Source organism: Oceanisphaera sp. (genome assembly GCF_048268965.1).
In the GTDB taxonomy this organism is placed as follows: domain Bacteria; phylum Pseudomonadota; class Gammaproteobacteria; order Enterobacterales; family Aeromonadaceae; genus Oceanimonas.
Genome location: NZ_JBLWUK010000025.1, coordinates 1 through 21,019 on the forward strand (window position 1 = coordinate 1; position 21,019 = coordinate 21,019).

Here is a 21,019-nt window from a genome sequence, read left to right on the forward strand (position 1 = left end):
CGACCGTCACCTGGAGTTGTGGGAGCTGAACTGTAAAGTTCACCGCCGCGGCATCGAGCTGATTAAAGCCGGTACCCGCTGCTGTGATATCGCCCACGAGCTGAACGAAATCTTCGCCGAGCAGGATGCACTGAAATACCGCACCTTCGGCTACGGTCACTCGTTCGGTACCCTGAGCCACTACTACGGCCGTGAAGCCGGTCTGGAACTGCGTGAAGATATCGAAACCGTACTGGAGCCGGGCATGGTGGTATCCATGGAGCCGATGATCATGCTGCCAGAGGGCCTGCCAGGTGCCGGTGGTTATCGTGAACACGACATTCTCGTCATCAGCGAAAGCGGTGTGGAAAACATCACCCGCTTCCCGTTTGGTCCCGAGCACAATATCATCAAGGGCTAATTGATTTGGGGCTCGCCGGTTCAGGCGGGCCCCTGCTGTATCAGACGCACTATCATTGACATCTTCACATCGTAATACCCCCCCATATTGGTAATAAAGAGACTGATTATTGCCAAACTACTTCTGGTGAGGCCGGTGCAAATCGGTGGAATCAGGGAATATGTAACCGGCGTAGCAATACGCGGCTCAAGAAGAGGTAGAAATTATGTTGTCTCAATCCTGGACCATGGAATGGTTCGTCTATTTGAATGTTGGCATTCTTGCCTGGTCCTTACTGGCTTACGGCTATCGGGAGTTTATTTACAAAGGTGGCCGTGGTCGCTGACCCGGGCTGCTGGTTCGGACAAATCTGAGTTAAAGGGAATTTGTGATGGAAAATTATCAATTTTTAAACTGGTCTTTGCTGTTGGGGTCTTTTGGTATTTTGATCCTGATCGGCTATCTGTCGAGCAGGGCAATCAAAGACAGCGACGCCGCCGGCTTTCTGGTGGCAGGACGCAGCCTGGGGCCTTTCGTGGGCGCGGGTACCATAGTGGCTACCGGCTTCAGCGGTTGGGGCTTCATGGGTTCCCCCGGGGTGGCTTACGAGTTTGGTTCGATAGAAGTGCTGGGTAATTTCTTCTTTGCCCCGGCCATGGTGATTGCGGTACTGTACTTTGCTCACTTTCTGCGCAAGCGTGCCGAAGAGCTGGGCAGCTGTACCATACCCGAGTATGTGTCTCAGGTGCACGGTGGCGGCACCGGCATAGAGCGTTGGGTCAAGGGCGTTGCTGCAGCCATCACCATAGTGCTGCTGCTGGTGTTCCTGACCAGCCAGATCAAGGCGGTGGGTCTGCTGGGAGCTTCCTGGCTGGGCATCAGCCTGACGGAAAGCGCCATCCTGATGATAGGGGTCATCATCCTCTATACCATGCTGGGTGGTCTGGCTGCCGTCGCCTGGACCGATACCCTGATGGTGGTGGGCATGTGCGTTGGCGCCGTGGTGATGATGGTGCAGATTTTTACCGACGTTAACCTGAGCGAGTTCGTGGAACGGCTGAACGCAGTGGACCCTGAGCTGCTCAACCCGTCTACGGCGGCGCCTTACGGCGAGAGCAAGAGCTCGGTGTTCCTGGTATTGCCCTATGCTTTCCTGTTTACTGCTGTGTTGCCTTATATGGCGGTGCGTTTCCTGGCGTTCAAACCGTCGGTGAAGATGCATCATGTAGCCATTTGGGTTGCACCTCTGGGCTGCTTGTTGAGCCTGGTGCCGATTATCGGTCTGTATGTGCGTATTGCTCATCCCGAACTGGCTGACTCGGATCAGGCCATGCCGGCCTACCTGGCGACCTTCCTGCATCCGGCGCTGGCAGGGATTATCACCCTGTTCATCCTGTTTGCCATGAAGTCCACCGCCAACTCGCTGCTGCATACGGTATCGAGCGCCGCGTCTCATGACCTGCGTACTGCACTGTTCCCCAACAGTAACGCCAGCAACCAGCGTATCCTGTGGGTCAACCGCAGCTGGGTGGCCATACTTGGTATCGTCGGCTTCCTGATGATGCTGTTTGCACCGCCCTTCATGTTGTCCTGGTTGGGTATTCTTGGCTCCGGCACCCTGTTGGCAGTGATGATAGGCCCCGTGTTTATCTCTTCCTTCTGGCAGGGCAATGCCTACGGTGCGCTGGCCGCCATGTTTACCGGCCTGGTCACCAGTGGCAGCTTCCTGCTGTTTACCGATGTGGGCTGGGTAGAAGGACCGCTGTACGGTTGTGCGGCTTCCAGTGTGGTTTATGTCACCGTCAGCCTGCTGACGAAAAAATCAGGCGCTGCCGCCATGGCGCGGAGCTACTGATAACATAACCTTGCTTGTTTAATGAAGCAGTTGCATAAAAAGCCCGGATATTCCGGGCTTTTTTTATGTGTGCCGACAATCGTCATTCCCGAGGGTGTTCCGGGCTGGTGAACATCAGAGTGCGTGGAGGCCGTGCTTGAGGTAGTCGAGCAGCATGCGAGTGGCTGAAGTAAGGCCGTTGTTGTTGTAACAAAAGCCCACCGAGACGCTGCCAAGTGTGGGGCAGGGCGGATAGGTCACGGAGGCTTGCAACCCCTCTGGTACCGTACTTTTAGCCAGTACACTAACTCCCAGACCCGCCTTGATGGCAGACTGGATCCCCAGCAGGCTGGCGCTGCTGTACACAATGCGCCAGGGCTGGTTGGCTTTGGACAGGGCATCAAGAATCGTCTTGCGATACAAGCACCCCTTGGGGTAGAGAATAAGGGGCAGTGGCTCGTCGGGGGGCAGCGTCAGGCTGGGGCTGCGCACCCAGACCAGCGGCTCCAGAATGTAGTCGACAAGCCGAGGTTGGGTCAGGCTGCTTTCTTCTATTGCCATCACCAGATCGTAGTGGCCCTTGTTGTAGTCTTGCAACAGGTTGCTGCTGATGTCACTGCTGACATCCAGCGTGACATTCGGGTAGGCCTGAGAAAAGCGCCCGAGCGTGGTCGCGAGAAAAGACACTTCAAAATCGTTGGGGATCCCCAGGCGCACCGAGCCGGTGACCTTGGGCGTGCTCAGTCGTGACACCACGGTATCATTCAAGTCCAGCATTTTTTGCGCATAACTCAACAACAGCTGGCCCCCTTCGGTCAATTGCAGGCCACTGCTGCGATGAAACAGCTGAATGCCGAGTAGTTCTTCCAGCCGCTTTACTTGCAGACTGATCGCCGGTTGCGAGCGGCCCAGGCGTTCACCGGCCGGGGTAAAGCCCCCCAGCTGATTAATGGTGACAAACGTGCGCAGCAGATCCGTGGGCAGATTCTTCATCCTGAAATCTCATCATTGTATAAACGAATGGACACAATATTAACATTAAATTAATAAATGAAAGCCCCGAATAAGAAAAACAGACGAAGTTAGTCGAGTTTTTGGCTGGTAGAGATCCAGGATGCGTCACGGGCAGGATAAGTTGTTCCCTTTGGCTGCAGCTGCCGAGCCCTTGAGAGCGGGTTTCTTGGCTGTCGGTTTCCTCACTAGGATAAATGTGCAAGGTCAGGAGGCCGTTATCGAGTACAAAGGCGTCGCAAATGAGACCATCTCAGCTCTCTTGCCCCATCATACTCGAGTTGACGCACTTTACTCCTGGGGGATGTTTATATATGAGAAATTCACTTTCGGCCCTTGCCCTGGCACTTTCAGCACTGATGCCCATCCACACCCTGGCTGAAACCAGAATGGACTTCTCCAACGAATATAATTACAGCTCGATACACGCCGAAGGTGACAGTTACTTCATCGACAAGGTCAACGAGCTGACGAATAAAGAGGTGAATATCACCCTGCACACAGGTGGTGCCCTTGGTTTCAAGTCGGCTGATCACTTCTATGCGGTAGCGGACAATGCCATCCAGATAGCCGACACCCTGGCCGGTACTCTGGGAGGAATAGATCCAATTTTTTCCCTATCGTCCTTGCCTTTTCTGGCAAGTAATGAAGATCAGGCAGAAAAGCTCTATCGGATAGCACGACCACACTATGAAAAAGTGTTCACTGATAACAATCAGGTGTTGCTGTATGCCTCTCCTTGGCCTGCCAGCGGCATCTGGGCGAAACAGGAAGTGGCTTCAAAAGATCATATTAAAAACCTGAAAATCCGTACCTATGACAAGAACGGCACTATAACCCTGCGGGAAGCCGGCGCCTCGCCGGTGAACCTGTCTTGGGCCGATGTGGTGCCCCAGTTATCGACCGGCGGTATTGAAGCCGTACTGACTTCGGCCGAAGCCGGCGCTAATGCCAGCTTTTGGGAACACCTCAATCACTATAGCGCCATCCAGTATGCCATTCCGCTCAATATGGTGCATATGAACAAGGATGAATTCGACGGACTCGATGAAGCCCAGCAAGAGGCTATTCTGGATGCGGCCAGGCTGACCGATGAACATAACTGGCAGGAAGTCCGCGCTAGGGTGGTCAAAAACTATCAGCAGCTAGTCCAGCAAGGTGTGAGCATCAAACAGCAGTTGCCTGAAGAATTCACTAGAGAACTGAATCAGGCCGCAGAAAAAGCCATCGAAAGATGGATGGAGGAAACCGGCGAGCGCGGTCAGGAAATCTTGACCCGATTCAGGCAGGAAGGCTGAGAATGGTGCGCTTTTTTTGCTTAGTAAGCCGCAAGCTCAATCAGTTGGCAGGACTGCTTGCCATGGGACTGATCCTCTACATAGCGGGTCATATTCTGCTGGAAATCGGTATGCGCCAGTTTGGCGCCTCCACCTTCGTTCTCGACGAATTTGTAGGCTATGCGGTAGCTACTCTGACCTTTCTGGGGTTGGGGTATTCGTTGGAGCGGGGGGCACTAATCCGGGTCAATGTGCTGCTGGACAGGTTACCCGAGCGGCTGCACTGGCTACCTGATTTGGCGGCAACTCTGCTGGCACTGTTTTCCTTTGTCACTCTCGCCTGGTATTGGGGCCACAATGTGTGGCGTAGCTATCAACGCGGTACTGTCAGTGTAACCCTGGCCGAAACCCCGTTGTGGCTGCCTGAAAGCATGGTGTTACTGGGAATGCTACTGCTCTGCTTGACGCTGCTTGCCCGAGCACTGAATCTGGCCGCCGGCCAAGTACCGGGCACTGACAAAAGGGCTCACTGATGGAAATTGTATTGATAGCGGCCGGAGTGATCGGCCTTATTTTTCTGGTGCTGAGCCTGGGCACTTGGGTCTTCGCCGGCCTAGTGGCGGTTGCGCTGGGATCATTGGTCTGGCTGGGTGGTCTTGATCTGGATCGCGCTGGGGTGATTTTAAGTCGTATTCTGTTTCGTGCCGGCAATTCTTGGGAGCTGTCGGCGATTCCCTTGTTTATTTTGATGGGCGAACTGATTTTCCGCTCGAATATTTCAGAGCGGCTGTTCCGAGGGCTGGAGCCCTGGGCACAGAAGGTGCCCGGCGGCATACTGCATACCAATGTATTCGGGTGTGCCATCTTTGCCGCCGTCAGCGGCTCCAGCGCCGCCACCACTGCCACCATCGGAAAAATAACCACTAACGAACTGTCTCGACGGGGCTACGATCGCAACCTGTCTATTGGCTCATTGGCGGGCGCTGGCAGCTTAGGGTTGCTTATCCCGCCCTCCATCGTGATGATAGTCTACGGCGTACAGGCCGAGGTATCGATCAGCCAGTTGTTTATGGCCGGGGTGATCCCGGGCCTGCTGATCGCTTTCTTGTACTCGGGCTATATCGCCACCGTCGCCTTGCGGAGGCCGGAGAAAGCTCCGTGCCAGCAGACTTCCGGCGTGTCTATATTATCAAGCCTCACGTTGCTGGCCCCGGTTATCATACTGATCCTGCTGGTGATGGGCTCCATCTACTCGGGAATTGCCACACCCTCTGAGGCAGCGGCGGTCGGTGTTGCCGCTACCCTGGTACTGCTGGCGGTAGAGCGGCAACTGAGCTGGTCTTTGTTCAAAGAGTCGCTTGCTACTACTGTGCTCAATTCCACCATGGTGTGCAGCATCCTCGTTGCAGCCGCTCTGCTTTCCACTGCCATGGGCTATTTGCACCTGCCTCGGGAGCTGGCCGGCTATATTGCCAGCCTAGAATTATCCCCCGTACTGCTCTTGGTAGCGTTAGCGTTCTTTTACGTGATGCTGGGTCTGTTCCTGGATGGTATTTCCATCACAGTAATGAGCCTTCCGATTACCCTGCCCATCGTCATCCAGGCTGGCTTCGATCCTATCTGGTTTGGTGTGTTCCTGGTCATCATGGTGGAGCTTGGCCAGATCACGCCACCGGTTGGCTTTAACCTGTTTGTATTGCAAGGCCTGACCGGCGAAAGTATCGGCCGCGTTGCCTACTCAGCCATCCCCTTCTTTGTATTGATGTGTTTGGCAGCTGTCATGGTCAGCATTTATCCTGAAATTGTGTTGTGGCTACCACAATACCTGTCAGGCTGAGTCAAGGGGACAGCAAGGCCATGATAAAGGTGTGAGGGGGAAGTGGGAGGAAAGAAAGGAGTGAGGAATACGTGAGATAAAGGCCGGGGCGCTGGTGCGCTACGGCCTTTTGTTACCGCAATCGGTTGGGTTGCAAGCGGGATCAGTCGTTGCTGGTCGGCTTTTTACGCTTCAGTGGTGCCATGCCGTCGGCGGAGCCCAGACCGGTGCCGGTCGGCAGGCGGTCGCTGCGATCTTTCTGTGCCTTGACCGGCTTCTTGGCTGGCTGATAGGCGTTGGGACCACCTTTGCCCTTGTAACCGTTGCCTCTGGCGGCGGGCTTGTTGGCTCCCTTGGGGCCGGACTTTCTGGCTGCGGGTTTCACACCCTTGAACTTGCCTTCCAGGCCTTCGATGGTCGCGAAGCTAATATCCTGCTGCAGGAAGCGTTCGACCCGTTTGAAGGCGTCCCAGTCTTTGGGGCCCACCAGCGACATGGCGGTGCCCTTGGCGCCGGCACGGCCGGTGCGGCCGATGCGGTGCACGTATTCTTCGGCCTGTTTGGGCATGTCGAAGTTGACCACCAGCGACACCTGCAACAAGTCCAGACCGCGGGAGGCCACATCCGTGGTGATCAGCACTTTTTGCTGGCCGCGACTGAAGCTGTCCATAATGCGGTTACGCTCCGACTGGCTCATGTCGCCACTGAGTGCCGCCGTGGTCAGCCCTTGTTCTTTCAGCAAGGCTGCCAGACGTTCGGTATCGGGCCGGGTTGCGGTAAAGATAATCGCCTGCTGATAGCTTTCGCTGGTCAGAATGTGCTGCAGCAGCGCCTGTTTGTGATCCAGGTGGTCACACAGGTAAAAGCGTTTTTCAATATCTGCGTGCTCGGCGTTGGCGGCCCCCACGGCGATGCGTTTCGGGGCTTTCAGCAGTTTATCGGCCATGTCGTTGACTTCGGCATGATCGAGGGTGGCCGAAAACATCAGGGTCTGGCGGCGGCGGTGATCGGCGGCATCGTTAATCTGGTTAAGCTCTTTGGCAAAACCCAAATCCAGCATGCGGTCGGCTTCATCCATGATCAACAGCTCCAGGCCGTTGAGCATTAATGAGCGCGCATTCAGGTGGTTGGCCAGTCGACCAGGAGTGGCCACTATGACGTGTGGTTGTCTGCGCAGCAGCTTGATCTGATCGTTGAAGTTTTCTCCACCCAGCAGCAGCGCTATGTTGATGGAGCTGCCACTGGTCAGCGAGCGTAGCTGCTCATACACCTGCTTGGCCAGCTCTCGGGTAGGCGCCAGTATCAGTGCCCGCGGGTCGCGCTTGCTCAGAGCCTTGGTTTTAATTAATCGTTGCAGTGACGGCAGCAAAAAAGCCAGGGTTTTGCCCGATCCGGTTTTGGATGATGCTATGAGATCGTGGCCAGTCAATATCACGGGAATGGCTTGGTCCTGGATCTCGGTGGGGGTGTGTAATCCCAGGTGATCCAGGGCGGCCAGCAGACGGGTGTCCAGACCAAGATCTTTAAACTGTTCGGGTTGTTGCGCCAAAGTACTGCTCCGATTGAATACAAAAAAGTAAGATAAACCAAATGAAGAAGAAAACAGCGGCTATTGTATAAGAGTTTTGCCCGCATGTATTGCCCGGCGCAGCCGAGCGGAAAAACCGCAACTATCCTGCACCAATATAGAGCCCTCTTGAGCCGATTGGCCAGGGGCCAGTGTCTTTGCAGACGATCCGAAGGCTGACAGTTCGGTGCTATATGCCCTGGGTTCCCGCCTTCGCGGGAAAGACGGCAGTAAGTTCGCGGGAGTATCATACGTAAGTCGTCACCCTCGCGAAGGGACGTCATCCTCGCGTAGGGACGTCATCCTCGCGAAGGAACGTCATCCTCGCGTAGGCGGGGACGGGGGGCCAGTGTCTTTGGTCTTTGCAGACGAGGCTACCTTTACCTCAGCTGGCTGTCTTTACTGGCGCGCCGGTTGATGCCCTCGGTGCCTTTACGTTGTTTTTCCAGTTTGGACTGGCATTCGATGCACAAACGCACTCCCGGAATGGCCTTGCGGCGAGCGTCGGGAATAGAGGCATCGCACTCTTCGCAATGGCTCAGGCTGTCGCCCGTATTAAGATGGCTTCTGGCATCTTTTACCGCATCTTCCACACTGGCATCAATCTGATCCTGTACGGCTCCGTCTCGTGACCAACCACCGGCCATAATGATATCCTCCTGTCATACCACAAAGGAATGTAAACCTTGTTGTAAATTGCTCTTAAAACATCCAAGACATTTTTGCCACGGAAGAACACGGAATGCACGGAAAAATCAAGATTAAGGTCAAAACGAACATTGAACGGCACGGCAGCGGGTAAGACCTTACAAAAAATATGCTTTTGATTATCGCTCTTCGTCCGTGGTTGCTGTGGATTCCGTGGCAAATAGGGTTTCAGGCTTGATGCTATCTCGTCTCTTCACTCTTCACCCTAACAGATACTTACTTACCCAACAGCTCACCCAGGGGTCTCAGGTTGGTCACGTGATCGCACAGTGACTTGGTGACCATCAGCAGCGGGGTGGCAATAATCAGCCCCACCGGGCCCCAGATCCACCCCCAGAATAACAGACCGACGAAGATGGCGACCGGGTTCAGGCTCGACAGATGACTGGTGAGCCAGGGGGTAAGCAGGTTGCCTTGAATGCTGGTGATCACCAAAGAGGTGCCCGCAATCATCAGGGCCATGTCCAGGGTGCCAAACTGCAAAAAAGCCGCCATGCCGGTGCCAAAGAAGATCAGTATCGGGCCCAGATAAGGAATACCACTGGCGATACCGGCCAGCAGGCCCCACAAACCGGCCTGCTCTACCCCCAGATACCAGAAGGCCAGCCAGGTAATACCCCCCACAAACACGGCGCTGAGCAGCATGACGAACAAAAAACGCCGCACCTGATGGTGAAAGTCTTCCATGATATGAGCGGCCTTGCGCATGCGCTCAAACGAAGGCCCCGAAATACGGATTACCTTGCGCCGATACAACTTGCCTACCGCCAGCAAAAAGTACACCAGCAACAGCGCAGACAGGCTTTGCGACACCATGACCAGCGCCGCCGAGGCACCCCCCATTAGATACTCCTGCACGTTAAACGGCTTTTCGACAATACGCACCATGGTCACGCCCGGTGTGCGGACTTTTTTCTCGCTGGTGCTGTCTTCAATTTGCTTGGCAGCCTCTTGTGCTTTTTCTATCAATCCGGCTTCTGCAGGTGGCGAGCGGGCGGCAGTACGCTGAAACTTGCTGATGGCCACCGGTACCTTGTCGAGCATGGCAATGGCTTCCCGTTGCAGGGGAATACTGGCACTGACCATGATGGCGAGCAGGGCCACAAGCAACACGGCTGCACTGAGAGGGCGAGGAATGCTGATTTTGTCGAACGGCGAGAGCAAGGGGTCCAGGGCATAGCTGATGAACACCGCCACAATCAGCGGCAGCAATACCGACTGTGCCCAGTCGATAAAGAAAATGCCGGCCAGTGACGCCAATATGATGAGCGAGGCATTGCGGGCGTTAAAGGCATCGATCAGAGGCGGCTGCTGATCCGTTTCTCTGCGGCTATAGGAAGCGTCCTGATGTTCTGTCATGTATTACGTCCAGGCTGTGGATTTTATCAGTGTAATCGTGTTTTGGCCGATGCGCAGCAGAGGCTGCCTGGCTCGGCCGAACGACGAAAGCGGTTGTGATCATGACCGGCACGGGCTTTGTCCGCAACATTGTGGCAGGCACCATGGAGTATTCACTCGAATCGAGGGCGGCTTTTGGCTAACATCCCAGTATAGCGTGCCAAGGAGGCATCAGAATGGCGACACCATTTGCATCACACTCAGGCTCGGTTCGGGGCCTGACCAGAGAGTTGATTGAAATTGTCTTTCCCATGTTCGAGCAGGCAAGTGCCGGCGCGATTGCGGTCGACAAGCACAGCTGTATTACCTGGATTAACAGCCGTTATGCCAAGTTGCTGGGGCTGGCCGACACCCATGGCGTGGTCGGGCGCCCGGTATTGAGTGTGATCCCTCATAGCCGTATGCCCGAGGTGGTCGACTCGGGCCGCCCCATGTTGCTGGATATTATGGAATATCACACCCAGCAGCTGGTGGTCACCCGGTTGCCTTTTTACAACGATGAGGGAGAGATCAGTGGCGCGGTCGCCTTTGTGTTATTTGATGACTTGCAGCCGCTCACGCCCCTGGTCAGCAAGTATCGCCGTTTGCATAAAGACCTGCTGGCCGCCAAGCGCGCCCTGGCCAAAACCGGACGCGGCACCCGCTATCAACTCGGTGATTTTATTGGCGCCAGCCCGGCCGTACTGGAGGTGAAGCGTCGTACCCGGTTGGCGGCGGGGCGAGATATTCCGGTGTTGCTGTTAGGTGAAACCGGCACCGGTAAAGAGGTGCTGGCGCAGTCGCTTCATGCGTTATCTGCCCGTATGGAAGGGCCCTTCGTGGGGGTGAACGTGGCGGCGATTCCCGAAAGCCTGCTGGAGGCCGAGTTTTTTGGCGTGGCCCCCGGCGCCTTTACCGGGGCCGACAAACGGATGCGCGAGGGAAAGTTTCAACGCGCTCAGGGGGGCACCCTGTTTTTGGATGAAGTGGGAGACATGCCACTGGGCCTGCAGGCAAAATTGCTGCGCGCGCTGCAAGAGCGAGAAATAGAGCCATTGGGCTCAAATCAGGTGATACCGGTGGATGTGCGCGTGATTGCCGCTACCAGCCGGGATCTGGCGGCCATGGTGGCGGAAGGACACTTTCGTTCGGATCTTTACTATCGCCTCAACGTATTGGAAATACAGATACCGCCACTGCGCGAGCGGCCCGCCGATATCGGTATATTGTGCGAATTTTTGCTGGAAGATATCTGCAGCGGGCAGGCGCGCACCGAAATTACCGATGAGGCGGTGGCACTGCTCAGCCGGCATCACTGGCCGGGTAATGTGCGCGAACTGCGTAATGTGCTGGAGCGCGCCTTTACCATGAGTGAGGGCGCCGAGGTACTGGATGTGGCCACCTTGCACCGAGTATTGCCCGAGGCCAGCTTGCCAGGCGCCGTTGAATCCGATGGCGCAGAAGCCGACGCCTTGCCAAAGGAGCCGGCTGGCAGTGACAGCGCGGCAGAGCCGGCCCCGGTTCGCCCGCTGGCGCAGGTGTTGGCCCAGGCCGAAGCCGAAGCGATTCGCGCGGCCCTGGCACAATGCCAGAATAACAGGAGTCAGGCAGCTCGGTTGTTGGGGGTGTCACGCTCGGTGTTTTACGACAAGCTGTCAAAGCTGTCCTGAAATCAGAACAGGTGTCCGATAATCAGGATGCCTGGTTCACCCCTTATTTCCTTTGTTGTCCGGTAACTCGGACGGTCTGCGATGCGACCCTGCTCGAGCCCACTCATAACTCCTTGTTTAACAAGTTATTTACATAACTGGCATGTTTGGTGCTAGCTTGTATGGGCAAGCACTTGGCAACAGCAAGTGAAGATGAGTAGCGTGCCTCGCCATTATGATTGACGAGGCCAAAGGACTGCATAAAGCAAAAGGAAACATCTATGACCATCAAGCATAAGTTGTCTAGGTTAACTCGGGCCATGGCGGGTGCCGCCCTGTGTGCCACGGTAATCAGTGCCCCTGTGGCGGCCAGCGAAAAAGTTCGCTGGCAGGTTCCCCTGGCTTTTCCTTCTCACTTGATAGGGTTGACCACGCCGGTCAAGCACTTGTCTGAATCTTTGTCGGTTATTTCGGGTGGTGACATAAAACTGCGTTATTACGAGCCCGGCGAATTGGTGCCCCCCTTTGAAATTATGGATGCCGTCAGCTCGGGCAAGTATCCCGCCGGCTATACCTGGGTAGGATACGATCAGGGCACCATTCCCGCGCTGCCCCTGTATTCGGGGGCGCCCTTCAACATGGAACCACCGGCTTATCTGGCCTGGTATTACGAAGGCGATGGCAAGGCCCTGCTGGAAGAAATTTATGCCGAGCGCAACATTCATCCCATGCTGTGCAGCATCATAGGTCCGGAAGGCGCCGGTTGGTTTAAACAACAAATTACCAGCCTGGATGATTTTGACGGCTTGCGTATTCGTTTTGCCGGCATTGGCGGCAAGGTGCTCGAAAACCTGGGCGCGTCGGTCACCATGGTGCCGGGGGCGGAAATATTCCAGGCGCTGGAACGTAATACCATAGATGCCACCGAGTTCTCTCAACCCGCCATCGACAAGATGCTGGGCCTGGATCAGATCGTCAAAAACTACATCATGCCCGGCTGGCATCAAACCCTGACCACCTCGCATCTGCTGGTGAACCAGGATGTCTGGAAGGAACTGAAACCGGAAACCCGCGCGCTCATCGAAATGGGCTGCGAGTCAGCTACCCTGAAGGGCTTTGCCCAAAGCGAATGGGCCCAGCCCACTGCGCTGCGTGACTACGAAAAAGAAGGGGTGACCGCTCAGGTGTTGCCCGAGCCGGTGTTACGCGAACTGGAAAAAGTCACCAATCAGGTGATGGATGACATGGCCGCCGAAGACGAAATGTTCAAGCGGGTACTCACCAGCCAGCGTAACTTTATGGAACATCACTCCATCTGGCACGGCAAGGGCTACCTGCCGCGCGACTTCTACCAATACGACTGATTCAGGCTGACGGCGGCGGGCTATTGTGCCCGCCATTTCAATGGCTATTTCAGTGGTATTGTTTGGAGGTTTTATGTCTCACGTTCCAACTCAACCGGGTTCGTCTAATCCGTCCCCTACGCCTGCTATCAGCACCCAAACAGAATCGCTGCCCAGCAACTGGCTGTCACAACGGCTGGACGCCTTTGTGCTGGCCGTTGGCCGGCTGAGCTCCTGGCTGTGGCTGGCCGTATTGCTGGTGGTGCTGGGTAATGTGTTCAGCCGTTTTGTACTGTCGGCAGGCTCCATTGCACTGGAGGAGTTGTCCTGGCATCTGTTTGGCATCGCCATGATGCTGACCCTGGGGTTTGCGGTGGTAAAAGACGACCACGTTCGGGTGGATGTGCTGCGGGAAAAGTTCTCGTTGCGCACTCAGGCCATGATTGAATTGCTGGGCATAGTGCTGCTGGCGCTGCCCATTATCATATTGATGGTTGATGCGCTTCTGCCCTATGCCTGGAAGGCGTATGTGTATAACGAACGCTCTCAGGCACCCAGTGGTTTACCCTATCGTTTTATTTTTAAAAGTGTGTTGCCCATCGGCCTGCTGCTGGTGGCCACGGCGCTGTTTTCGCGTGGTTTGCGCTGCATGACACTGTTGTTTGCTTTTCCCAAAGCGTTGCGGACCCCGGCCGAGCCGGGTCGGTCTGCGTCTTCCCAAATAAATTAAAGAGGTTGCTATGGAGCTGGAAACCTTATTGGTGATAGCCATGTTTGCCTCTTTTATGGGGCTGTTGCTGCTGGGTTTTCCCGTGGCCTGGGTGCTGGCGGGAACCGGGTTGTTGTTCGCCATGGTGGGCCACGTACTGGTAGAGCAATTTGATGCCAATCTCTGGTTTACCTGGAACGGCACCATAGGCGTACTGGATGCTCGCATCTTTGGCATTGTGGCCAACGAACTCATGGTGGCGCTGCCGCTGTTTATCTTCATGGGCATTATGCTCGACCGTTCCGGCATTGCCGAAAAGCTGATGCACAGCCTGGTGCGCCTGCTGGGGCCGTTGCGCGGCGGTTATGCCATTACCGTGGTCATAGTGGGCATGTTGCTGGCGGCCTCTACCGGCATAGTGGGGGCGTCTGTGGTCTTGTTGGGCATGTTGTCGCTTGGCCCCATGATGCAGGCTAATTACAGCAAGAGTCTGGCGGTGGGCACGGCCTGCTCTGTGGGTACCTTGGGGATCCTGGTGCCGCCCAGCATCATGCTGGTGTTAATGGCCGACCGGCTGGGCACGCCTGCTGCCTCGGTGGGCAAGTTGTTTATGGGAGCCTTGCTGCCCGGGGTGATGCTGGGGTTGATGTATGTGCTTTATATCGTGCTGTTGGCCTGGTGGAAAAAAGACGCAGCGCCGGCGCCCATTTACAGCGAGCGCATGGATGCCCGCGCCTGGCTGGATGTGGTGGGGGCCGTGGTGCCGCCCATGGTGTTGATCGTCGCCGTGCTGGGCTCCATTTTTATGGGGATTGCCACCACCACCGAAGCCTCGGCGGTGGGAGCGGCAGGGGCCTTGCTGATGGCCCTGCTGAGCAAGCGCCTGAACAGGGATGTATTAAAAGAATCCTTGTATCAAACCAGCCGAACCACGGCCTTTATCTTTGGCATTTTTATTGGTGCCACCGTCTTTGCGGCGGTATTGCGTGGGCTGGGCGGTGACGATGTGATCCGCGATGCCATTACCGGGCTGCCGTTTGGTACTTCCGGCATCTTGATCACCATCTTGTTCATCACCTTTTTGCTGGGCTTTTTCCTCGACTGGGTTGAGATCACCCTGATTATCTTGCCGCTGGTGGCCCCTGTAGTGTTTTCACTGGGCGTGGAGCCGGTCTGGTTTGCGGTGCTGTTTGCCTTGTGTTTGCAAACCTCGTTTTTAACCCCACCGGTCGGTTTTGCCCTGTTTTACATTAAAGGCGTGTGTCCACCGGGCATCACCACCCGCCATATCTACCTGGGCGTCTTGCCCTTTATCGCCCTGCAACTGCTGGGCCTGGTGCTGGTGTTCTGTTATGAGCCGCTGGCTACCTGGCTGCCCACACGAATTTACGGCGGCCAGTAAATGACCCAGTACATGATTCAGTTATGAAAAGGAGAAATACAGATGCGCCTAGCAGATAAAGTGGCCTTGATCACCGGGGCCGGCCAGGGAATAGGGCGGGCTATTGCCGAGCATTATGCCAAAGAAGGTGCCAAAGTAGCGGTGGCCGATCTCGACCTGGGCCGAGCCGAACAAGTGGCGCTGGCCATAGTGGCGGCGGGCGGCAATGCCATTGCCCTCGAGATGGACGTGACCGACGAAGCGGCGGTCGAACAGGGAGTTGCCCAGCTGGTTCGCCACTGGGGCCGGCTGGATATTGCGCTGGCCAATGCCGGCATTCAGCACATAGCCCCCTTGCACAAGCTGGCCTTTGCCGACTGGAGTCGGGTACTCAATGTGCACCTGGGCGGGGCCTTTCTGGTCACCCGTTCCGCTCTGCAGCAGATGTATAAAAATGGCGGTGGCACCATGCTGTTTATGGGGTCGGTGCACTCCATGGAAGCCTCGCCGCTCAAGGCGCCTTATGTGACGGCCAAGCACGGCATGCTGGGGTTGTGTCGCTCGGTGGCCCGAGAGGGGGCAGAGCATGGCGTACGCAGCAACATTATCTGCCCGGGCTTTGTGCGTACGCCTCTGGTCGACAAGCAAATTCCCGAACAGGCCAAAGAGCTGGGCATCAGTGAAGAAGAAGTGATTCGCAACGTGATGCTGAAACATACCGTGGATGGCGAATTCACCACCCTGGCCGATGTCTCCGAGGTTGCAGTGCACCTGGCGGCGTTTCCATCGGCGGCCCTCACCGGACAGTCGGTCGTGGTCAGCCACGGCTGGCATATGCAGTGATGTGAGGTGAAGAGTGAAGGGTGAGGAGTGAAGAGTGAAGAGATAAAGATAGCGCCCAGCGAAACCAAAAACGGTGTGTTTTGTAGTGTGCCGCTTTAGCTGGCACTCCCGTCTCGGCGGGATTTAAAAAACCTCCTGCTAACGCAGGGGCGAGCCTACCTCGCCGTGACGAATCATTTCAGCTTAATCGAATATCCAGTGAATATTCGCAGTGGGCTGAAATGGTGAGTATCAACTTCTCAAAGCGCCGGGCTACAGGGTGGCGCTTTTTTGCCGTCATCCAGACGAACGTCAGGGTCTCGCTTTTTGAGTGTTTGGCTGGCCTGCAATTCGATAGGGATAAAGTGTTTACAAATGCTAATGGTTGGCAATACCATTAGCATCCCTTGTTTTTACCCTCTTCGAGACCGTTTATGTTCAGAAAGTGCCTGTTGTTGCTATGTGCCTGTTTTATCACGCTGCCGGCATTGGCGGCCGAGCGCCAGATAACCGATCTGTTGGGTCGCACCGTGACCCTGCCGAGCCAGGTAGACCGCATCATTCTTTCCGAAGCCCGCCTGATGTACATACTGATGCCGCTGCAAAAGGACGACCCCTTTGCCCATGTGGTGGCCTGGTCGGACGATATGGAGCGGGCCGATCCCGATACCTACATCAAGCTTGCCGAGACCTTTCCCGATACTGTCAATACGCTGCCGCGTTTTGGCCATCCCGGCAAGGTGACCTTCGACATCGAAAAGGCTCTGACTCTGGATGCCCAGCTGGTGGTGGTCAACCAGGCCTATCATCAGCTTTGGCAGGAAAACGGCACCCTGGACAAGCTGGAGAAGGCGGGCATCGCCACCCTGTTTGTCGACTTCCGTGATGCGCCGACCGAGAACACCCTGCCCAGCATCCGTATTCTGGGTGAGGTGTTGCACAAAGAAAAAGAAGCCGAGGCGGTCAACACCTTTATTGCCGACAAAATGGCCCGGGTGGCCGAGCGCATGAAAGGGCTGACAGCAGAAGAACGCCCGCTGGTGCTGATGGAACGCGCCTCCGGCATGGGCGACTGTTGTCAGGTGTTTGGCCCCAACAACTTCGGCCATTATGTGGAGCTGGCCGGCGGCAACAACTGGGGCAGTAACAAGACCCAGGCCCTGTCGCTGGCCATCAACCCGGAAGCCCTGGTCACCGAGCCTTTCGATCTGATCATCGGCACCGGCGCCAACTGGCAAGAGGCTTATCCCGAGGCCACCAGCCTTAATCTGGGCTACAAGGCCGAGGACGAGAACCTGCAACGTGGCTTCCAGGCCCTGAGCCAGCGCGCCGGCTGGCAGGCCATAGACGCCGTTGCCAACAAGGCGTTTTACGGTATCTGGCACCAGTTCTACAACAGCCCGACCTATTTTGCCGCCATCGAAGTCATGGCCCAGTGGATGCACCCCGAGCGCATGCAGGGCATAGACGCCGAAGCGGATTTTCGTGAATTTCACGAGCGCTTTATGCCGTTCCCTTATGAAGGTCGCTTCTGGGTGAAAATGCAATGAGAACCAACGCCATCATGGCCCGTCAGGAAGACCGGCATCACTATCGTCAACACCAGGGACGGCGCCTGCAGTGGGTGGCCATCGGCGCCATGCTGCTGCTGGGACTCTTTCTGCTGGACATGACCCTGGGCCCAGGCAAACTGGGTCTGACGCAGGTGGCCGCCACCCTGATGGATCCGGATGGCGCAGATGTGAAATCCCGCTTTATCATCTGGGATATCCGCCTGCCGGTGGCGCTGATGGCGGTGCTGGTCGGCGCGGCCCTGGGCGGGGCCGGCGCCCTGATGCAGACCATTCTCAACAACCCGCTGGCCGAGCCCTTTACCCTGGGCATCTCTCATGCGGCGGCCTTTGGTGCGGCCCTGGCCATCGCCTTCGGCGCACCGCTGCTGCCCTGGGAGTGGGCTCAGGGCTACATGATTACCCTTAACGCCTTCATTTTTGCCTGTCTGAGCGCCGGGGTCATCTTTCTGGTCAGCCGCATGCGCGGCTCCACCCAGGAAACCATGATCCTAACCGGCATCGCCATCCTGTTCGTGTTCTCTGCCCTCAACGCCATGCTGCAGTTTGCGGCCAGCGCCGAAACCCTGCAGCAGATTGTGTTCTGGGCCATGGGCTCCCTTGGCCGAGCCACCTGGCCCAAGGTGGGCGTGACGGCGGCGTTGTTGCTGCTGGCCTGCGTGTTGCTGTCGCGCAGCGCCTGGCGTCTGACCGCCTTGCGCATGGGGGACGAGGCGGCGGAGGCCATGGGGGTGAACGTGACCCGCATCCGGCTGGTGGTGCTGTTGCTGTCATCCTTGCTGGCGGCGGTGGCGGTGGCCTTTGTCGGTATCATCGGCTTTGTTGGTCTGGTGGGGCCGCACATGGCGCGCATGCTGCTGGGTGAAGATCAGCGCTTCTTTCTGCCCGGTTCCATGCTGTTCGGCGCCATTCTGCTGACTATCGCCGAAATTCTCTCCAAGAGCATCATCCCCGGCATACTGCTACCCATCGGCATCACCACTTCGCTGATCGGGGTGCCGTTCTTCGTATTTTTGCTGGTGGTGGTGCGTAGAAGGAGCTGGTCATGAGCCTGATACTGGAACATCTGAGCCTGGGCTATCGCCAGGGGCTGATAGTGGACGATTTGAGTCTGACCGCCGAGGCCGGTCGGTTAAGTATGCTGCTGGGCCCCAACGGCACCGGCAAGTCGACCCTGCTCAAGGGCATTGCCGCCCTGCTGGATCCGCAGCAGGGCAGGGTGGTGCTGGACGGTCAGGATCTGGCCACCATGAGCCGCGCCCGTCGAGCCGGGCAGCTAGTGTACCTGCCCCAGACCACCCCGGTGGGCGTGCGGATCACGGTATTTGAAGCGATATTGATGGCGCTGAAGGTGCACGGCAAGGTGCGGGTGACCGATGACGATCTGGCGCTGGTTCGCGGGGTGCTGAACGAGCTGGAGATTGAGCACCTTTCGTCCCGTTATCTGGAGCAGCTGTCCGGTGGCCAGCGTCAGATGGTAGCCATCGCCCAGGCGTTGATCCGCCGGCCAAAGGTGCTGCTGCTGGACGAGCCCACCAGTGCGCTGGATCTGTACCATTCGCTGCATATCATGGCGGTATTGCGTCGCCTGACTCGGGAGCAGAACATGGTGACTCTGGTGGCCATTCACGACTTGAACCTGGCGGCCCGCTGCGCCGACGACGTGCTGGCGGTGAAGGGCGGCAAGCTGCAGGCCTTCGGCCCCTTGCACCAGTGTCTGCAAGCCGAGCTGATCCAGACGTTGTACGGAGTAGAAGCTGAAATTCTGCCCGGCCCGGACGACAGCCTGCTGATCTACCCCCGACTGGCGGGCTGATAGGCTTAATACCAATTTGAATAAACATCTGATAACGATGAGTGTCATCAATCGGCAGCGGGTCGGTGGAGCGGGCCCTTGGTCCGATATTGGCAGGCCCGTCAAAAATATCGAATGTTTAATGCGATGGGCATGAGTAAGCAGAGCCTTCAACACAAAAACGGGCCGAGTGGCCCGTTTTCTATACTTGCGGTGTGTTATTTCGCCGGTATCGGCTCAGGGGCGAGTTCGGCTTCTTGTTGTTGCCATTGTGCGGCTTCTTCCGCGCTGAGTTTAGGCGAGAACCAGCCCAGGTGGGCGTAGGTGATGCCGATCAGCGGCGATAGCCAGCAGGCAAAAGCCAGGGGGATGTAAAGCAGGTTCTCGGTATTGCCTTCGGAAATACCCAGGCCCAATGCGGTAATCACCACGGCGCCACCGGCGTTCCAGGGAATGAGGGGCGATATCAGGGTGCCGCCTTCCTCAACCGCCCGAGACAGGTTCAGCGCCGAATACCCCTTGGCCCGGTAGGCGGGGGCGAACATGCGTCCGGGCAGGGCGATGGACAGATAGGGGTCGCCGCCAATCACGTTGGTCATGGCCGAGGTGCCAATGGCGGAAGACTGAATGGCACCAAAGCTTTTGGCGCGAGTCAGAATTTTTTCCATGATCACTTCCAGGCAGCCGGTGCGCTCCAGCACGCCGCCAAACGCCAGCGCCACCAGCATCAGGGTAATTACCCAGGTCATGCTCTGTATGCCGCCGCGGTTGAGCAGGGCATCGATTTCGCGCACGCCGGTATCAATCTGATAACCGCTGAACATAAAGTTGAACGCCTGCTGCAGACCCACGTCCTGGGTCAGCATGGCGGTGGCCAGCCCCAGCATGGCGCCGGCAAACAGGGTGGGCAGGGCGGGCATTTTCTTCAGCGCCAGCAGCACGGTTATACCCAACGGCAGCAACAGGGTCCAGGACAGGTTGAAGTGCTGATCCAGGCCCTTGATGATGGCCTCGATGCGACCGAAGTTCACTTCCTGATCGCCAATCAGGCTGAAGCCGGCAAACAGATAGATGACCAGGGCAATCAGCATGGCCGGAATGGTAGTCGGCAGCATGTTGCGGATATGGTCGAACAGGTTCACTCCTGTGACAGCCGGAGCCAGGTTGGTGGTGTCCGACAGCGGCGACATTTTGTCGCCGAAGAAGGCTCCCGACACCACGGCGCCGGCGGTCCAGTACATGGGAATGTCGAAGCCGCTGCCGATGCCCATCAGCGCCAGACCCACGGTGCCTGTGGTGCCCCAGGAGGTGCCGAGTGATACCGATACCACGGCACAAATCAGCACGCTGGCAGCCAGAAACAGCTCGGGGGAGATCAGGCTCAGGCCCAGTTTGATCAGGTAAGGCACTGTGCCACTGGCAATCCAGATGCCGACGATCATGCCCACGATAATCAGTATGCCTACCGACTGCAGCCCCAGGCGCACCACGTGCATGATGCCGTCTTCCATTTCCGGCCAGCGATAGCCGCGCAACCAGCCGATAAGGGCGGTAATGGCCACGCCGATGGCGAGCGGAATATGGGGGGTGAAGTTGCCAAAATAAAACAGCTGCACGCCCAGCACGACAAAGGTCAGTGCGATGGGCAGGCAGGCCAGCAAAAAGCTGGGTTTGCGAGGGGGTGATGTGGTCATGGTTCTCTCTCCTTGAGCCTGTGAAACGGGCCGGTTGTGTTTCCGGCCAGTGCCATATATCCCGGGGGATGCTGTCAGACTAAGGC

18 protein-coding genes are annotated in these 21,019 nt (G+C 56.8%); 13 read left to right on the top strand and 5 right to left on the bottom strand.

The window, feature by feature from the left end; all coding sequences use genetic code 11:
- The coding region (locus tag ACN0VL_RS11425) for a M24 family metallopeptidase (protein WP_417617467.1) at positions 1-400 on the top strand (400 nt) is incomplete at its 5' end.
- A 370-nt stretch (positions 401-770) separates the two neighbouring features.
- Positions 771-2,234 (top strand): sodium:solute symporter family protein, encoded by a 1,464-nt coding sequence (locus ACN0VL_RS11430; RefSeq protein WP_417617469.1) that lies wholly within the window; start codon positions 771-773, stop codon positions 2,232-2,234.
- A 114-nt stretch (positions 2,235-2,348) separates the two neighbouring features.
- Here the strand turns inward: ACN0VL_RS11430 and ACN0VL_RS11435 are convergent, their stop codons facing one another.
- Positions 2,349-3,206 (bottom strand): LysR family transcriptional regulator, encoded by an 858-nt coding sequence (locus ACN0VL_RS11435; protein ID WP_417617471.1) that lies wholly within the window; start codon positions 3,204-3,206, stop codon positions 2,349-2,351.
- 332 nt (positions 3,207-3,538) lie between these two features.
- Between ACN0VL_RS11435 and ACN0VL_RS11440 the strand changes: the two genes are divergently transcribed.
- From ACN0VL_RS11440 to ACN0VL_RS11450, 3 genes are read left to right on the top strand one after another with little or no spacing between them, the layout of a single operon-like run.
- Positions 3,539-4,522: a TRAP transporter substrate-binding protein gene (locus ACN0VL_RS11440; protein WP_417617473.1), complete on the top strand. Its 984-nt coding sequence runs from the start codon at positions 3,539-3,541 to the stop codon at positions 4,520-4,522.
- A gap of 2 nt (positions 4,523-4,524) precedes the next feature.
- On the top strand, positions 4,525-5,034 hold the full coding sequence (locus tag ACN0VL_RS11445) for a TRAP transporter small permease subunit (protein WP_417617475.1): 510 nt from the start codon (positions 4,525-4,527) through the stop codon (positions 5,032-5,034).
- Positions 5,034-6,338, top strand: a complete 1,305-nt coding sequence (locus tag ACN0VL_RS11450) for a TRAP transporter large permease (protein ID WP_417617477.1) — start codon at positions 5,034-5,036, stop codon at positions 6,336-6,338. Before ACN0VL_RS11445 ends, ACN0VL_RS11450 begins: the two co-directional genes overlap by 1 nt.
- A 142-nt stretch (positions 6,339-6,480) precedes the next feature.
- Here ACN0VL_RS11450 and ACN0VL_RS11455 read toward each other — a convergent pair whose 3' ends face one another.
- The 3 genes from ACN0VL_RS11455 to ACN0VL_RS11465 all read right to left on the bottom strand — a co-directional run bounded on the left by ACN0VL_RS11455 (position 6,481) and on the right by ACN0VL_RS11465 (position 9,951).
- Positions 6,481-7,866, bottom strand: a complete 1,386-nt coding sequence (locus ACN0VL_RS11455) for a DEAD/DEAH box helicase (protein WP_417617479.1) — start codon at positions 7,864-7,866, stop codon at positions 6,481-6,483.
- A gap of 398 nt (positions 7,867-8,264) precedes the next feature.
- Positions 8,265-8,531, bottom strand: coding sequence for a DksA/TraR family C4-type zinc finger protein (locus ACN0VL_RS11460; RefSeq protein WP_417617481.1), 267 nt, complete (start codon positions 8,529-8,531; stop codon positions 8,265-8,267).
- Between the two features lie 277 nt (positions 8,532-8,808).
- A complete protein-coding gene (locus ACN0VL_RS11465; protein WP_417617483.1) occupies positions 8,809-9,951 on the bottom strand; it encodes an AI-2E family transporter in 1,143 nt (380 codons plus the stop codon).
- Between the two features lie 215 nt (positions 9,952-10,166).
- On the opposite strand from ACN0VL_RS11465, the gene ACN0VL_RS11470 reads away from it, so the two are divergent.
- The 8 genes from ACN0VL_RS11470 to ACN0VL_RS11505 all read left to right on the top strand — a co-directional run bounded on the left by ACN0VL_RS11470 (position 10,167) and on the right by ACN0VL_RS11505 (position 19,260).
- A complete protein-coding gene (locus ACN0VL_RS11470) occupies positions 10,167-11,639 on the top strand; it encodes a sigma-54 interaction domain-containing protein (protein ID WP_417617485.1) in 1,473 nt (490 codons plus the stop codon).
- A gap of 260 nt (positions 11,640-11,899) precedes the next feature.
- Entirely contained in the window at positions 11,900-12,982 is a 1,083-nt protein-coding gene (locus ACN0VL_RS11475; protein ID WP_417617487.1) for a TRAP transporter substrate-binding protein, read from the top strand.
- A 73-nt stretch (positions 12,983-13,055) separates the two neighbouring features.
- Positions 13,056-13,691: a TRAP transporter small permease subunit gene (locus tag ACN0VL_RS11480; protein ID WP_417617489.1), complete on the top strand. Its 636-nt coding sequence runs from the start codon at positions 13,056-13,058 to the stop codon at positions 13,689-13,691.
- Positions 13,692-13,701: 10 nt separating this feature from the next.
- Positions 13,702-15,072, top strand: coding sequence for a TRAP transporter large permease (locus tag ACN0VL_RS11485; RefSeq protein WP_417617491.1), 1,371 nt, complete (start codon positions 13,702-13,704; stop codon positions 15,070-15,072).
- A 42-nt stretch (positions 15,073-15,114) separates the two neighbouring features.
- Positions 15,115-15,894, top strand: coding sequence for a 3-hydroxybutyrate dehydrogenase (locus tag ACN0VL_RS11490; RefSeq protein ID WP_417617493.1), 780 nt, complete (start codon positions 15,115-15,117; stop codon positions 15,892-15,894).
- Positions 15,895-16,307: 413 nt separating this feature from the next.
- Positions 16,308-17,423: an ABC transporter substrate-binding protein gene (locus ACN0VL_RS11495; protein WP_417617495.1), complete on the top strand. Its 1,116-nt coding sequence runs from the start codon at positions 16,308-16,310 to the stop codon at positions 17,421-17,423.
- A complete protein-coding gene (locus ACN0VL_RS11500) occupies positions 17,420-18,493 on the top strand; it encodes a FecCD family ABC transporter permease (protein ID WP_417617497.1) in 1,074 nt (357 codons plus the stop codon). Before ACN0VL_RS11495 ends, ACN0VL_RS11500 begins: the two co-directional genes overlap by 4 nt.
- A complete protein-coding gene (locus tag ACN0VL_RS11505) occupies positions 18,490-19,260 on the top strand; it encodes an ABC transporter ATP-binding protein (protein ID WP_417617499.1) in 771 nt (256 codons plus the stop codon). The genes ACN0VL_RS11500 and ACN0VL_RS11505 overlap by 4 nt, the downstream gene beginning before the upstream one ends.
- 197 nt (positions 19,261-19,457) lie before the next feature.
- Here the strand turns inward: ACN0VL_RS11505 and nhaC are convergent, their stop codons facing one another.
- Entirely contained in the window at positions 19,458-20,933 is a 1,476-nt protein-coding gene (gene nhaC / locus ACN0VL_RS11510; protein ID WP_417617501.1) for a Na+/H+ antiporter NhaC, read from the bottom strand.
- Between the last annotated feature and the right edge of the window lie 86 nt (positions 20,934-21,019).

What these genes read in the sequence shown, in the direction of transcription:
- ACN0VL_RS11495 (WP_417617495.1), top strand. Translation starts at nt 16,308, where the DNA reads ATGTTCAGAAAGTGCCTGTTGTTGCTATGTGCCTGTTTTATCACGCTG.
- ACN0VL_RS11490 (WP_417617493.1), top strand. Translation starts at nt 15,115, where the DNA reads ATGCGCCTAGCAGATAAAGTGGCCTTGATCACCGGGGCCGGCCAGGGA.
- ACN0VL_RS11465 (WP_417617483.1), bottom strand. Translation starts at nt 9,951, where the DNA reads ATGACAGAACATCAGGACGCTTCCTATAGCCGCAGAGAAACGGATCAG.
- ACN0VL_RS11485 (WP_417617491.1), top strand. Translation starts at nt 13,702, where the DNA reads ATGGAGCTGGAAACCTTATTGGTGATAGCCATGTTTGCCTCTTTTATG.
- nhaC (WP_417617501.1), bottom strand. Translation starts at nt 20,933, where the DNA reads ATGACCACATCACCCCCTCGCAAACCCAGCTTTTTGCTGGCCTGCCTG.
- ACN0VL_RS11480 (WP_417617489.1), top strand. Translation starts at nt 13,056, where the DNA reads ATGTCTCACGTTCCAACTCAACCGGGTTCGTCTAATCCGTCCCCTACG.
- ACN0VL_RS11460 (WP_417617481.1), bottom strand. Translation starts at nt 8,531, where the DNA reads ATGGCCGGTGGTTGGTCACGAGACGGAGCCGTACAGGATCAGATTGAT.
- ACN0VL_RS11445 (WP_417617475.1), top strand. Translation starts at nt 4,525, where the DNA reads ATGGTGCGCTTTTTTTGCTTAGTAAGCCGCAAGCTCAATCAGTTGGCA.
- ACN0VL_RS11435 (WP_417617471.1), bottom strand. Translation starts at nt 3,206, where the DNA reads ATGAAGAATCTGCCCACGGATCTGCTGCGCACGTTTGTCACCATTAAT.
- ACN0VL_RS11475 (WP_417617487.1), top strand. Translation starts at nt 11,900, where the DNA reads ATGACCATCAAGCATAAGTTGTCTAGGTTAACTCGGGCCATGGCGGGT.
- ACN0VL_RS11505 (WP_417617499.1), top strand. Translation starts at nt 18,490, where the DNA reads ATGAGCCTGATACTGGAACATCTGAGCCTGGGCTATCGCCAGGGGCTG.
- ACN0VL_RS11440 (WP_417617473.1), top strand. Translation starts at nt 3,539, where the DNA reads ATGAGAAATTCACTTTCGGCCCTTGCCCTGGCACTTTCAGCACTGATG.
- ACN0VL_RS11430 (WP_417617469.1), top strand. Translation starts at nt 771, where the DNA reads ATGGAAAATTATCAATTTTTAAACTGGTCTTTGCTGTTGGGGTCTTTT.
- ACN0VL_RS11500 (WP_417617497.1), top strand. Translation starts at nt 17,420, where the DNA reads ATGAGAACCAACGCCATCATGGCCCGTCAGGAAGACCGGCATCACTAT.
- ACN0VL_RS11470 (WP_417617485.1), top strand. Translation starts at nt 10,167, where the DNA reads ATGGCGACACCATTTGCATCACACTCAGGCTCGGTTCGGGGCCTGACC.
- ACN0VL_RS11450 (WP_417617477.1), top strand. Translation starts at nt 5,034, where the DNA reads ATGGAAATTGTATTGATAGCGGCCGGAGTGATCGGCCTTATTTTTCTG.